Genomic DNA, 13,369 nt, shown 5'->3' with positions numbered 1-13,369 from the left:
ATAAGTAAAATGCAGCGCCGCCTTTATAGTAAATTACCAGTTTCTCTACAGCTCTTCCAGTGAGTTAATGCTGGAAAGTACTGTATCGTCCTTGCTGTCTACCTGGCTGACCTCCAGCTTGGAAACATCCTGCTGGTCAACCTTCTGATTGAGGGCCAGCATGGTCGGGCTCAGGTATGTAGTTTTCAGCACCTTGCCCTCCAGGCTTACAGAACTGTGTTCTGTGAAGTTCTCACCTGTTATATAGTACTTGTTTCCTATCTTCACAATTCCGTCGATCTTGATCTTTCTGAATCCAAGGGTCATGTTTGATCTCTGGAACGGATTCTTGCCTCCGAAGGTGTAGTTATCACCGTACAGCATGTCGTATGACAGGGTTTTCAGCCTCTGCAGGTATTCCTGAGAGTTCTCGTTGGCCGTCTGTTCGTAATCGAAGGTTACTCCCTCGTGCGCCAGTCCGATTCTCTGCAGAATCCTGGAGCTTATCTCGAAAGCGTTCAGATTTTCGTCCTGTTTTTTCAAACCGATGTTATCCCAGAGAACGTACCTGGTCTGGTAAAGGTCACCTGTTCCATAGTCCTTCTCTTTAATATCAAGGGCTGGAATATGATCTCCGTAAATCAGAACTACAGTAGGCTCACCGCTGGCCTTGATCTCTGAAAGCAGGTTTCCAATAAAGGTATCCATCTCGTGGCATTCATTTACATAGTATTCATACTTCCACTTTGTTTCCTCATTGCCATCCTTGGCATTAACAGTGGTATACGGGTCCTTGAATACCTGCTCTGTAGGATAAGCTCCGTGTCCCTCTACAGACACTACATGGAGGAAGTCCCTGCCCTTGGTGCTGGCCATTTCATCCATAATCTGGTTGGTCAGAACTTCGTCCTTGGCCCAGCCAGTAGGAGTCTTGGTGATGTTGTTCATGTATTCCACTGAGGTGAAACTGTCGAATCCCAGGTTCGGATAAACTTCGTTTCTGTTGTAGAACAGGCCTCTGTGGTCGTGCATTGCAGCTGTGGTGTAACCATGGCTCTTAAGTACGTAGGCCATGCTCTCCAGTGTCTGTTTTCTCAGCTTGCCCTTATACGGATATTCTCCTGGAGCGAAGAATCTTGCGCTGATTCCTGTAAGCACCTCGAACTCCGTATTTGCAGTTCCTGCTCCGCAGGCCGGAACCTCGAACCAGCCCGTAGAATAATTTTTCATAAGCTCGTTGAATACTGGAGTAGGATCCTTGTCTACTGAAATATTGTGGTAATCTTGTGCTCTTGTAAAGGATTCCATCTGGAGAACGATGACGTTAGGATAATTCATATCGTCATCCTTCTGGGTCAGCTTCGTATCTGTTCCGTTTTTTGTATCCTGTTTCAGAATGCTTTCTACCGTTTCCTGAGAATAATCTCTCGGACGGCTTATTCCGTGTTTTACCGATGTGGTGGTAAAGCCGTATACAAAACCGTAATCGTTATACGCATAGTTCAGGTTTCCGAAGAAGGTTCCCAGTGTACCTGTTTTGATGAAAGTGAAGGTCAAAGCTATGGTGATAACAATGCTTCCGCCTATTGTTATGAGGGCTTTTTTGTAATTAACCTTCTCCCACTTCGGGCAGGTGATTGCGTAAATCACCAGCAAAATCAATGCAATGACAACGGCGGCGATGGTAAGTGTAATCTGGATCTTGGAATAGTAGGTTGACGCCAGAGACAGTCCGTCTGCCGCATTCTGCATATCGTAAAGGGTAAATGGGGTCATCCTCTTCAGCAGGATCACACCGTTTGTTATTCCCAGAAGTCCCCAGAAGACCATGATTATCAGGAGGAAGAAACCTCTTTTCCTGAAGAGCAGACACAAGGTCAAGGTGGTGAATATTATCATCCAGTTGTAGAAGAATACAAGGGGATGCTGAAACAGGAAGAGTATGCCCCCTACAGGGTTTGTAGTTATCCTGGCAAATTCTTCAATAAACAGATACATGAAGAATGCGCAGAGCATCAGCTTGAAAACATAGCTTCTGTAGTGAATCTGGTCGTCAAAGTACTTCGGCGGCTTCTTGGGGAACTTCGCCCTGTACTTGTCATGAATCTTCAACGCCAGTTTTTTCACGGCTCCCAAGATCCTTCCAAAAAATCCTTTTAATTTCTTCTTCATCTATTACTTTCCTCCTCCATTGAGTCAGCCAGCCTGGCAAATTCCTCCATTGTCAGGGTCTCGGCTCTTCTCTCAGGATCTATTCCTCCTTTTTCCAGAATACGGGCAGTCCTCTTTTTATCCATGTGCCACGCGGCAGACAAGGAATTCAGCAGGGTCTTTCTTCTAAGTGAGAAGCCGGCTTTTATGCACTGGAAAAAAACTTTTTCGTTCTTCACAGTAACCGGGGGTTCCGGAAGCATGTCCATTCTCAGCACAGTAGAATCCACCTTCGGCGCCGGATAAAAAGCTTCTCTCCCTGCCTCACAAATTCTGGTCACCTCAGTGTAATACTGAACCAGGTATGTAACCACTCCGCATCCTGAGGTTCCTGGTTTCGCAACAAGCCTGTCTGCCACTTCCTTCTGCATCATTGCTGTTACGCTTAAAATAGGCAGATCCCCAGTAATCAGACTGGTGATAATAGGCGTAGTTATGTAGTATGGCAGGTTGCCTATTACCCTTGCCTTAGTCAGGCCGTATTCAGATTCAGCATTCTCTATCAGAGACCTTACGTCTGTTTCAAGAATGTCCCCATGGACTATTTCCACATTGTCGTAGGCGATGAACCGGGCTTTCAGCTCTGGAATCAGCCTGTCATCTAACTCAATAGCGATGACCCGTCCTGCTTCCTCTGCCAGCTCTGCAGTGAGCACCCCCTGACCAGGACCTATTTCAATCACAACGGTGTCCCGGTCAACCATGCTGCCTTCTACGATCTCCCGGACAATATCCATATCCTCCAGGAAATTCTGCCCCAGGCTTTTTGAGTGCCTGAAGCCGCCACCATTGTGCCTATTGCCTTTTCCTTTTTTTCTGTAATTTGCAGATCTGCTCATATATTTCCTTTTTCAACAGCTTCAATAAGCTGATCTCTTGTTATTCCAAATCTGTTCAGCTTATTGAGAAAGCTTTTCGTATTTCCATAGCCTGTGCCCAGGAGAGCTCCGGCCCTTCCTCTTTTTTCAGAGGATCCTTCTCCTCCTGCCAGTCCCAGCTGTATCAGAAGATCCATGGTAACCGGCTCACCTTGTTCCCCTTTATCTACACTGGAAACTCCGTGAGCCTTCTCAATGGCCATTATCACATCTTCAGGTCTGGCGTTTTCCACGCCAATATCCCCGTCAGATGGCCGTATTGCCTTTTCTCTGGGCAGATACGCCTGAACAGCATCTGGAAAACGGGCTGTAATCTTCTTCCTGATCTCTTCTCCCGAAAAATCAGGATCTGTCAGGATGATTATGCCCTTTTCTTTATATGCCTTTTCAATTAGTTCCCAGGTTTCCTTAGTTATTCCGAACCCGTGGGTAGGAATGATGAGGGCATCACAGGCCCGGGACACTACATCCACGTCATCCCTTCCCTCCACAACAATAGCCCGGGATACTTTAAGCTTTTCATTTTTCACTTTTAACAACCTTCCGTTATTTAAGTCTCAGGTCAGTTTGTGCTGTCTGAGCCGCTGTCCGAATTGCTTTTCTTGTCATCTGGGAAAACAAACAGTATTTCGTCCGGGTCTACCAGCCTCAGCTGCTTCCTTGCCTGATCTTCAATGTACTCCCGGCTGTTTACATTCTTCAGCTCTATCCTCAGCCTCCGCCGCTGCTCTTTAAGGTCTTTGTTCTGTTCCACCAGCTGGTGGTGTTCAATCTCCAGTTTGACAATGTTTCTTACATAGGCTCCGGACACCAGAAGAATGACGATTATTATCGCCAGGGTAAAGGGCTTTATTCTTCTCTTTCTGCCCTTTCGTTTTTTTCTCTTGTTCTCGCCTTTTGTATTTCTCTCTGCCAAAATTTCCACCCTGGTATCACGGAATCTCCGCAGCATTGCGCTGCAGAGACCGTAATTTTTTCAGAAATCTGATTATTCCATTCCCTATACGTAGTTTCTCGGATTCTGAGCCACACCGTTGAGCCTTACCTCGAAGTGAAGGTGGGATCCCGTACTTCTTCCGGTATTTCCAACGTATCCGATTACCTGACCCTGGTATACCTTCTCACCCTGGGAAACTGCAAACCTGCTCATATGACCGTATCTTGTGGAATATCCTCCGCTGTGTTTAATTTCAACACAGTTTCCGTATCCTCCGTATACACCTGCCAGTGTTACGGTTCCACCGTCTGAGGCGTAAATAGGTGTTCCTGTGGATGCTCCGTAGTCGATTCCTTCGTGCATTCTTCCCCATCTTGCACCGAACTCAGAAGTAATGGTTGCTCCACGTATTGGTGTTGCAAAGGTTCCTGTAGGGTCGGTCTTTGGCCTCTCCTTAGTTCCGATGAGGACGATTTTCTTAACAGGCTCTTTAATAACTTCCTTCTTGGAGATATATCTCTTTATTTCCTTGCCGTTTTCCTTGGTTATAGTTCCAGTTATGGCCTGTCTTCCGTCTGCTCCTTCCTGCTGTACGTAGGTTTCGTCTTTGTACAGATCAGATGACTGTTTTTCCTCTGTTTCAAACGGAATAGTTTCAGTTGTGGTTCCTTTTTCAATCGTTATTACCTTCAGAGGGTCTATTTTCTTCTGAATTCTGACCCTGCTGCCGGATTCTGCCTTGGATACAGTTTCACCTGTTTCCATGTCCTTGATGTCTGAAGGAGAAACGTTGAATTCCTTAGCTATGCTGTTAACAGTTTCACCTTCATTTACTATGTGCCTTATCTCGATGGTTCCACCTTCAGTCAGATCGTGGAGGGCATCTCCCTTGCTGCCCACACTGGTGAGCATTACCTGAACTTCCTTGGTGTCTACAGGTGTCTCGAAATCTGTTTTGGTAATTTTCATTCCCTCGTTAGGGGTCTGATAGGATTCTTTTATCCTCTTGATAACATCATCTGCGGCCTGTTTATTCTCGACGATGGTCATGAGTTTTCCATCCTGGCAGATGGCAACGGCTGAAACCTCTATATCGGTCATATATGTCAGTTTGTTTACCACCTGATCAGGTGTGTCCATATCTCTGTTAAATACAGACACCTTGTTCATCTTAATGTTATCGTTGGCAGTGAATTTGATGTGAGCCTTGTTTGAAGATGAAAGCTTGTTGCCTGCAACCTTCAGCACATTAACCACATCGTTCTGAGATTTTACATATCCCAGCACCCGTCCGTTGTATGCATACTGGTAGGCAGTGAAGTGCTCGAAAACCAGAAGCATTGCGCAGGAAATAATAAACATGGAAAAAAGGCTTCCGTAGATCTGGCGGCTGCTTCTCTTGTATCTGCGGACTACGGAATCGTACTCCTTAACGAGGCTGAATCCCATGGAAGCAAAAAACCTGTCGCAGGCTCCCTGAATTCTGTCGTGAAATTCAACCAGTGCTGCTCCACCGTTAACAAACTTTCTCCCTATTCTGCCAAAGAAACCAGGCTGTTCTTTTTTCTTCTTCCGGGATTTCTTCTTTTCCCTCTTCTTATTCTCTTTTGTTTTCCTGGTTTTCTCTTTCTTTCTTTTTTCTTTTGTCTTCTTTTTCTTATTCCTGCTGTTCTTCTCAGGATTTTTCTCTTTAACCTCTGGTTTTCCGGGATTCTCTGCAGGCTGGCTGATTGTTTCAGGTTCCGTCCGGGTATCCACAGTATTTTCAGACCCGGTTACAGGCTGGCTGTTATCCTTTTCAAGATTTTTAAGCCGTTCTTCGGCCCGGGCTGCTGCAGCTGCCCATAATGCTCTGTCACCTGATATCTTCCGGAGCTCGGACCCGTTGTTGTTTTCTTCTTTTATCTGGTCTGGTTCCTTCTTATATTCCATCTATATGCTTCTTCTGCCCTCTGCTTTACGCAGTCGCAGCTCCTCCCCTCATCATCTGTTCCTGTATCTTTACATTTGCTGCACAGGTAATGCATATCAAGATAATCTTCCGCATATCCCCTGGCAGTCAAAAGCTTCTTTTTCTCTTCTTCAATCTGCCGCCTTCTTTTTCTGGCAGCAGCTCTTCCTTCTCTGCCTTCTTTCACAGCAACGGCCAGGCTAGTTGAATTTACACCATTTTCCAGTTCCAGCAGCTCTTCCATCAGGGGCTCCCGCCTGCAGACCTCACGGATTCTCTCGTTCAGCTTATCCCGGTCTCTCTGCCTAATGTACTCATAGTATTCTTTCAGAACGCGGCGGCTTACCATGGTTCTTTTGTCCCTGGCTTTTCCACTTCCATTCCAGTCCGGGCTTACTGGTTCTTCCTGTCTTGCTCCTGCTGTCTGACCAACTCTCTGATTATTTTGTTCTGCCGGAGCCTCTCCGCTGCCAGAGGATTTTTTCCACTGAGCTGAGGCTGAAGCCTTATCTGTTCCGCTGTTGCCGTAATTCTTCCGGGTGTTTATTCCACCTTTTTCCAGAGCCTTGTTCCGCAGTACTGCATTCATGTACTTAAGAGTAGGCTCCCGCATTCCGGCTTTCTCTCTGCATACCTGGAGAACCTGTTCCTGAGTGTATCCCAGGTCATCCAGCCAGGAATCCATTATCTCCATATCTCCCGGCGCTGCGGCTCTGTTGAACCCCATTTCTCTGAAAACAAGACGGTAATAGGTCCACCGCCTTCCTTCATCGGCCAGAAGCTCTTTTACATCGTCTATAGTTTTGCATCCGTGGCCAGACCAGTTGGCCGCAACGGTGCAGATATAGTTAATGTTCTTCTTGTTCAGCTGCAGGCTGTAATCAAGAGCATAGGAAAAGACCTCGTATGTCACTCTTTCCTGGTCAATACAGTCTCTTACTGCCTCTGTTTCCTTTGTGCTCAGCGGTCTTGCCAGGCCGTTCTCGCACTCAATGAGAATTTCCTGGAGAGACTGGTCAATAAGGGCGTCACTTCCTCTGGCTGAACCTGAGGACTGAGGCTCACTGATACTTCCAGTTTCTTCCAGCCCGGCTCCTGACTTGTGGCTCTTCTGGGCTCCCATTCCGTACAGCTTCTCTATCTGGTCCAAAAATTCCACTGAATAGGCGTTAGTGCTTTTGCTGTCCTCAGCCACCTTTCTTATGAGACCTGCCTTTTCCCAATAGGTCCAGGCATTGTCCAGTGTTTCCCTGTCAATGGAAAGTGTGCTGAGAAGCTCCTCTGTAGAAAGAGGCAGTCCGTTCTCCGCGTACATGAGACAGAAAATATATATTTTCACGTAGTCTCCCGGAGCGGCCGGCAGGAATTCGTTGATAAAAAGGTTCTCCAGTTCTGTGGAGTGGAGATACAGATCGTTTTTTTCCCTTTTTAGAAGTTTTATTCCTTTAGACATCCTGTGATTTTACTCCTCAAATATGTTATTTATCTGAGATTAATGTGTTTTCAGTGATTAAAGCTCAAGGGGCCCGTGATTAAAAGTCATCAGGCCTGTACTCAAGATTTGCAAATTTCGTGTATTTTGCCACCCAAGCCAGATTTACAGTGCCCGTAGGACCACTTCTGTGCTTGGCAATTATTACCTCGCATGTGTTGTTCGGTTCTATTTCCGCAGGCTCGTCATCCTCCGTATAGTAGTCATCTCTTTTCAGGAAAATTACTATGTCCGCATCCTGCTCGATTGATCCCGAATCTCTCAGGTCAGAAAGCTGCGGCCTGTGATCCGGCCTTTTTTCTGAATTTCTGGACAGCTGAGACAGAAGGACTACTGCACAATCCAGCTCCTTGGCGAGAATCTTTATGTTTCTCGTAATGGCGCTGACCTCGTTTACCCTGTTGTCCACGCCGTAGCCTAAACTCATGAGCTGCAAGTAGTCGATTACGATGAGATCCAGGCCTTTTTCAGACTTCAGCCTGCGGCACTTGTTCTTCATTTCCAGAATGGACATATCTGTTGCGTCGGTAATGTTTATGTTAACATCCTCGAATTCGTCAAGGGCTGCGTCTACGCTCATCCAGTCTTCAGGTGTGAGACTTCCGTGTTTCAGTGTCTCCATCTCAACATTAGAAGACATGGAGAGAATTCTCATTCCCAGCTGTTCGCTGGACATCTCCATGCTGAAGATCATTACAGAATTTCCTGCTGCCGCAGCGTTTCTCGCAACATTTAGTGCAAAAGCAGTTTTTCCCATACCAGGTCTTGCGGCAAGTATTACAAGGTCCGTTCTCTGAAGGCCTCCCAGAAGCTTGTCCAGATCCCTGAATCCTGTGGTTATTCCTGTAATATCTCCTCCCTCTTCCTGGAGTTTCTGCAGTTCCTCTACGTTTCTGATGAGAACGTCGTTCAGGTCTTCGTAGTTCTTTTTCTGGCCGCTCTGGGCTATCTCAAAAATCTGCTGTTCTGCAAAATCCAGTATCTGATCTGCTGGTTCCTTTCCTTCTATGGCCTTTGACTTAATGATATCAGCCTGACCTATAAGAGCCCTGAGCCTTGCCTTTGATACAACTGTCTGTCCGTAAAATCTGGCGTTTGTCGGGACTATTGCATCTGAAGTCAGGCGCAGCAGATAAGACAGCCCGCCTGTCATTTCAGCAGTTTTTCTCTTCTTAAGCTCGGAATGGACTGTTGTAATATCGATGTTTACGCTGTGCCGGTACATGTCTACCATGGCAGCATAGATTTCCTGATGCTCCTTGACGTAAAAATCTTCTGGTTTCACCAGGTCGATTACGTCTGACACTGCATCGCTGCTCTTCATCATGGAGCCCAGAACAGCCTTTTCCGCCTCTACATCGCTGGGAAGTTCGATTTTCACCGGGCTCTGATTATCATTTTCCGCCATAAATACGCCTCACACAAAAAATTTGTAATTCTCTTCCAATCTTACAAGGTGCTTATCATGGTTCTTAACCTGTAAACACCCATGGAATAGCAATATTCCCGTATACATCAAATTGGTGTACACAACTGCGGTACACCAATTCAACTTTCCTTCTTTCAGGCAGGGATTCTTTTCCTTACCATATTGTTACTCTTATTTCTCTGTTACTACCAGATTTACTTCTGCAGTAACTGCGCTGTGGAGCTTGATCTGAACAGTAAAGCTTCCAACCTGCTTGATTGGGTTTGCCAGCTCGATCTTCTTCTTGTCCACATCTCTTCCGGTCTGTTCTTTAATTGCTTCAGAAACGTCCTTGTTGGTAATGGAGCCGAAGAGCTTTCCGCCCTCTCCGGTCTTAACCTTAATTACAATGGTCTTTGCTTCCAGTTCAGCAGCGATCTCCTGTGCCTCTGCCTTCTCCTGAGCCTCCTGCTCAGCCTTCAGAGCCTTCTCTTTTTCAATGGCACGGATATTCTGCTTAGTAGCCTCAACAGCCTCTCCTGAAGGGATAAGCTTGTTTCTTGCAAAACCGTCGCTTACCTTAACAACATCTCCTGCTTTTCCTGTGCCCTTTACATCTTTCTTCAGAATTACCTTCATTTTCTCACCTCTTATTCTCAGACCTACTGGTCCTCTTCTTCCTTTTCTTTCATTTTGTTCTGTTCGTCCAGGTATTTATCCACAACTTCCTTCACCTGGCTGATTACGTTCTCCGGCGAATCATCTACCTGAGCGCCAGCCGAATTAAGATGGCCTCCTCCGGCAAAATTTTCCATGATTACCTGAACGTTTATTCCTCCCAGGGATCTGCCGCTGATAACCGTCTTGTTGGCGTTGTTTCGTCCTGCCGCAAAGGAGGCCTTGACACCCTTAACGTTCAACAGCTGATCAGCCACCTGAGCGTTAATAACCTGAGCGTCTGCAGAATACCCGTCGGTAATGGCGTAGGCCACTCCGTTCTCCGAATATTCCGCCCTGGCTATGGCATCTGCCCGGATCTGGAATGTGGATATTTCCATCTGGAAAAATCTCTTTACTTCTGTAGTATCTGCTCCGGCTTTCCGCAGCCATGCCGCAGCCTCGAAGGTTCGAACACCAGTTTTTATTGAAAAACTGTTGCTATCTACGGTTATTCCAGCCAGAAGAGCCTCAGCATCGAATTTCTTGATTACCTTCCTGTTAGCCGTGTACTGGATGATTTCTGTCATCAGCTCACTGGTAGATGAAGCATATGACTCAACATAGGACAGGACCGGATTTTCAATGGCATCCTCTGACAGCCTGTGGTGGTCAATTACAACCACTTTCTCTGCAATATCCAGGAGTTCCGGACACTCCACCCTTCCCGGCCTGTGGGTATCAACCACAATTACCAGGGTATTTCTGTCGCATATCTCAATGGCTTTTTTCCGGTCGAGTATAGGATAGCTTTCCCTTTCGTGGGCGTAATGGAAAATTTCCTGAAGTGCCTCGTTGTATTCTTCGATTACAATATCGGCTTCCTTATCATAGTATCTGGCAATCTTATATGCGCCTACGGCTGCACCGAAGGAGTCCATGTCTGGCCATTTATGGCCCATGATAAGCACGTTGCCGGAATCTCTTATGAGCTGCCTCAAAGCGTGGGCAATTATTCTGGACTTGCCTTTATTGTTCTTCTCCATTGACTGGAGTTTTCCGCCGTAATACTTGGTTCTGTCCCGGTCCTTGACAACGGCCTGGTCTCCACCTCGTCCCATTGCCAGTTCAAGGGCAGCTTCTGCCAGCTCCCCTTCTTCCTCAATGGTGTCTGCGCCAAAGCCCATGCCCACACTGATACTTACCGGAAAATCCACCTTCGCTTCTATTTTTCTTATTCTGTCAAGAATTTCGAACTTAGTGTCGATTATCTTCTGAGCGTCCCTTCTGAAAAGGGTCATTACGTACGTATCATCTCCGGTGCTCTCAATAGAGCCGTTATATTTTTCCGCCCATTTCCTCAGGATTCTGTCTACTTCAGTAGGAACAGCCAGCTTGCTGTCTTCAGTAATGCTGGACATCAACTCGTCGTAGTTATCTATGGAGATATAGGCCAGAACAATCTTTTCCTCATTATAGTTGATCCGGAGATGTTCCCTTTCTGTAACGTCGTAGAAGTATACTACCATCTCTCCGTCCAGAGTTGCATCTCCATCTGTATGAAGCTCGAAGTACTTGTCGCTCCGTTCTATTATAGGCTGGCTGGATTCCGGTGCTCCAAGAGCATCCAGAAGTTCCTTTCTCCTTACTCCTGTAAGTGCAAAAAAGTTGCTGTCTTCAATGTTGCTGTATGTGAATACCGAAGCCATCTGGTTGTTGGCGTAGATAACAGCGTCATCCGGGCCTACAAGGCATGCAGCAGAAGGTATTCTGTCAAGAAATGACATGGACTCAGGTGCTTCTTTCTTCAAAGGAGCCGTTTCCTGAATATTCTCATCTATTGAGTTGTTATTCTGATCCTGGCTGCTCATTTGACGCTCCTCATTAATTCGATAAGCCTGTTAAGCTCATCAAGGCTGTAGTATTCCAGCTCTATCTTTCCTGATTTCTCCGTTCCGGTTATTCTTACCTTCGTTCCCATTAAAGTTCTAAGTTCATCTTCAATGGTTGTGATTTCTACCGGTCTGGATGTTTTACGCTTCTTTCTTTCCGGCCTGTCATCGTCTTTTATCTTCTCAGCCAGCCTTTCAGTTGCTCTTACTGACAGCCCGTCTTTTACGATCTTATTGGCTATTTCTTTCTGCCTGGCTTTGTTTTCCACATTTATTATGGTTCTTCCATGGGCGGCAGAAAGTTTGCCCTCACTGATCATATTCTGTATTTCGTCAGGAAGTTTCAGCAGTCTCATTGAATTTGCAATATATGCACGGCTTTTTCCCACAGATTTACTTACCTCTGCCTGGGTAAAACCGAATTTATGGATCATCTCCCTTAAGCCTGCTGCTTCTTCAATAGGATCAAGATCCTCTCTCTGCATATTCTCAATTATTGCAACAATCATGTTCTGCTTCTCATCAAAATTTCTGATGAGACATGGAACCTGCTTAAGCCCTGCCAGCCTGGACGCTCTCCATCTTCTCTCCCCGGCTACAAGCTCGAAATACTGGTTTTTCCTTCTTACTACTACAGGCTGAATAACGCCGTTTTCTTTAATAGAATCCGCTAGATCCTGCAGTTTTTCTCTGTCAAAAGTCTTTCTCGGCTGAGATGGATTTGGCTTAATATCGTCGATGTCAATATAAAGAACTCTGTCTTCATCGGAATCATTTTCCTTTGCAACTGCTGCAGAAGGCTTTTCAGCAGGCCTCGACAAGCTGTCTATTCTCGCTTCCAGATCTTCTTCCGCCTGGTCTGGAATTACCGGAGCTGCATCTGCAAAAAGAGCATCCAGACCTCTTCCCAGACCGCCTTTTCTCTTAGCCATTACTGCTCCTCTCTCTTCAGGAACTCTTTTGCAAACTGTTTGTATGCCCTGGCACCTGTGGAACTTGGATCATATTTTACTACAGGCATTCCGTAACTCGGTGCTTCTGCAAGCCTTACGTTTCTCGGAATGACTGTGCTGAATACAAGAGGTCCGAAATATTTCTTTACTTCGTTAACCACCTGAATAGAAAGGTTTGTTCGTCCGTCGAACATGCTGAGAATAACTCCTGAAATTTTCAATTCCGGATTCATATTCTTCTTAACCAGCTCAATGGTGTTCATCAGCTGGCTTACACCTTCCAGAGCATAGAACTCGCACTGAATTGGTATGAGCACGCTGTCCACAGCTGTAAGGGAGTTGATTGTAAGCAGTCCCAGTGAAGGAGGACAGTCTATGAAAATATAATCGTAGTCATCCCTCAGCTTATCGATTGCTTTTTTCAGTCTCTTCTCCCTTCCTTCAATGTTTACCAGTTCTATCTCAGCTCCTGAAAGATCTACGCTGGCAGGAAGAATACTTAAATTCTTTGTCTTTGTTTTCAGTATCGCTTTTTTTACGTCAAAATCATCATTGATCAGAACGTCATAAAGAGAGTATTCAAGATTTCTCTTCGTTATTCCAATTCCGCTGGTTGTATTTCCCTGGGGATCAATGTCCACAACAAGAACCTTTTTCCCACTGATAGCCAGGCAGGCGCTGAGGTTTATGTTAGTGGTGGTTTTCCCCACGCCTCCCTTTTGATTGAAGATAGCGATAGCTTTAGCCATATAATTTCCTCCGTTAATGAGACTGGGTTTGATTATACAACAACCGCACTTTCTTTTCCATTTTTCAGAATGTTTCACGTGAAACATTCTGAACAGTCGTGTGGTCATCTCTCATATTTTCTTCCGGTCACAGTTAACTATTATACAGGAATATTTCCCGAAAAAATATGTTTCACGTGAAACAATAATAAAAAGTCACCTTCTGCATTTGGTTATGAAGAAGATGACTTAAATCAATTACCAAAATGGCATTAATAAAATT

Annotated in this window: 11 protein-coding genes; all 11 read right to left on the bottom strand. The window is 45.7% G+C overall.

The window, feature by feature from the left end:
- Positions 1-45 precede the first annotated feature (45 nt).
- The 11 genes from FYJ66_RS04250 to FYJ66_RS04200 all read right to left on the bottom strand — a co-directional run bounded on the left by FYJ66_RS04250 (position 46) and on the right by FYJ66_RS04200 (position 13,107).
- Positions 46-2,151, bottom strand: coding sequence for an LTA synthase family protein (locus tag FYJ66_RS04250; protein WP_154572270.1), 2,106 nt, complete (start codon positions 2,149-2,151; stop codon positions 46-48).
- A complete protein-coding gene (gene rsmA, locus FYJ66_RS04245) occupies positions 2,148-3,029 on the bottom strand; it encodes a 16S rRNA (adenine(1518)-N(6)/adenine(1519)-N(6))-dimethyltransferase RsmA (RefSeq protein WP_154572269.1) in 882 nt (293 codons plus the stop codon). The genes FYJ66_RS04250 and rsmA overlap by 4 nt, the downstream gene beginning before the upstream one ends.
- Positions 3,026-3,598 (bottom strand): ribonuclease M5, encoded by a 573-nt coding sequence (rnmV, locus tag FYJ66_RS04240; RefSeq protein WP_338071131.1) that lies wholly within the window; start codon positions 3,596-3,598, stop codon positions 3,026-3,028. Before rnmV ends, rsmA begins: the two co-directional genes overlap by 4 nt.
- 32 nt (positions 3,599-3,630) lie before the next feature.
- On the bottom strand, positions 3,631-3,984 hold the full coding sequence (locus FYJ66_RS04235) for an FtsB family cell division protein (RefSeq protein WP_206156990.1): 354 nt from the start codon (positions 3,982-3,984) through the stop codon (positions 3,631-3,633).
- Positions 3,985-4,068: 84 nt separating this feature from the next.
- Positions 4,069-5,937 (bottom strand): peptidoglycan DD-metalloendopeptidase family protein, encoded by a 1,869-nt coding sequence (locus FYJ66_RS04230; protein WP_154572266.1) that lies wholly within the window; start codon positions 5,935-5,937, stop codon positions 4,069-4,071.
- The gene (locus tag FYJ66_RS04225; protein ID WP_154572265.1) at positions 5,907-7,409 is read right to left on the bottom strand and encodes a DnaD domain protein; all 1,503 of its coding nucleotides are present in this window, start codon (positions 7,407-7,409) and stop codon (positions 5,907-5,909) included. The genes FYJ66_RS04230 and FYJ66_RS04225 overlap by 31 nt, the downstream gene beginning before the upstream one ends.
- Positions 7,410-7,488: 79 nt before the next feature.
- Positions 7,489-8,856 (bottom strand): replicative DNA helicase, encoded by a 1,368-nt coding sequence (gene dnaB / locus FYJ66_RS04220; protein WP_154572264.1) that lies wholly within the window; start codon positions 8,854-8,856, stop codon positions 7,489-7,491.
- Positions 8,857-9,048: 192 nt separating this feature from the next.
- Positions 9,049-9,495, bottom strand: a complete 447-nt coding sequence (gene rplI, locus FYJ66_RS04215) for a 50S ribosomal protein L9 (protein ID WP_154572263.1) — start codon at positions 9,493-9,495, stop codon at positions 9,049-9,051.
- Positions 9,496-9,518: 23 nt separating this feature from the next.
- A complete protein-coding gene (locus tag FYJ66_RS04210) occupies positions 9,519-11,384 on the bottom strand; it encodes a DHH family phosphoesterase (RefSeq protein ID WP_235897355.1) in 1,866 nt (621 codons plus the stop codon).
- Positions 11,381-12,337: a ParB/RepB/Spo0J family partition protein gene (locus FYJ66_RS04205; RefSeq protein WP_154572262.1), complete on the bottom strand. Its 957-nt coding sequence runs from the start codon at positions 12,335-12,337 to the stop codon at positions 11,381-11,383. Before FYJ66_RS04205 ends, FYJ66_RS04210 begins: the two co-directional genes overlap by 4 nt.
- Entirely contained in the window at positions 12,337-13,107 is a 771-nt protein-coding gene (locus FYJ66_RS04200) for a ParA family protein (RefSeq protein ID WP_154572261.1), read from the bottom strand. The genes FYJ66_RS04205 and FYJ66_RS04200 overlap by 1 nt, the downstream gene beginning before the upstream one ends.
- Positions 13,108-13,369 lie beyond the last annotated feature (262 nt).

Origin of the sequence: Allobaileyella intestinalis (assembly GCF_009695865.1) — a bacterium.
GTDB classification, from domain to species: Bacteria; Bacillota; Clostridia; order Peptostreptococcales; family Anaerovoracaceae; genus Allobaileyella; species Allobaileyella intestinalis.
Note: the sequence above shows the minus strand (reverse complement) of the source record. Positions and strands in the feature narration are given on the sequence as shown.

Bases quoted from the DNA above. Each gene is read 5' to 3' on its own strand.
- FYJ66_RS04230 (WP_154572266.1), bottom strand. From the start codon at position 5,937: ATGGAATATAAGAAGGAACCAGACCAGATAAAAGAAGAAAACAACAAC.
- rsmA (WP_154572269.1), bottom strand. From the start codon at position 3,029: ATGAGCAGATCTGCAAATTACAGAAAAAAAGGAAAAGGCAATAGGCAC.
- FYJ66_RS04200 (WP_154572261.1), bottom strand. From the start codon at position 13,107: ATGGCTAAAGCTATCGCTATCTTCAATCAAAAGGGAGGCGTGGGGAAA.
- FYJ66_RS04205 (WP_154572262.1), bottom strand. From the start codon at position 12,337: ATGGCTAAGAGAAAAGGCGGTCTGGGAAGAGGTCTGGATGCTCTTTTT.
- FYJ66_RS04225 (WP_154572265.1), bottom strand. From the start codon at position 7,409: ATGTCTAAAGGAATAAAACTTCTAAAAAGGGAAAAAAACGATCTGTAT.
- FYJ66_RS04210 (WP_235897355.1), bottom strand. From the start codon at position 11,384: ATGAGCAGCCAGGATCAGAATAACAACTCAATAGATGAGAATATTCAG.
- dnaB (WP_154572264.1), bottom strand. From the start codon at position 8,856: ATGGCGGAAAATGATAATCAGAGCCCGGTGAAAATCGAACTTCCCAGC.
- rplI (WP_154572263.1), bottom strand. From the start codon at position 9,495: ATGAAGGTAATTCTGAAGAAAGATGTAAAGGGCACAGGAAAAGCAGGA.
- FYJ66_RS04250 (WP_154572270.1), bottom strand. From the start codon at position 2,151: ATGAAGAAGAAATTAAAAGGATTTTTTGGAAGGATCTTGGGAGCCGTG.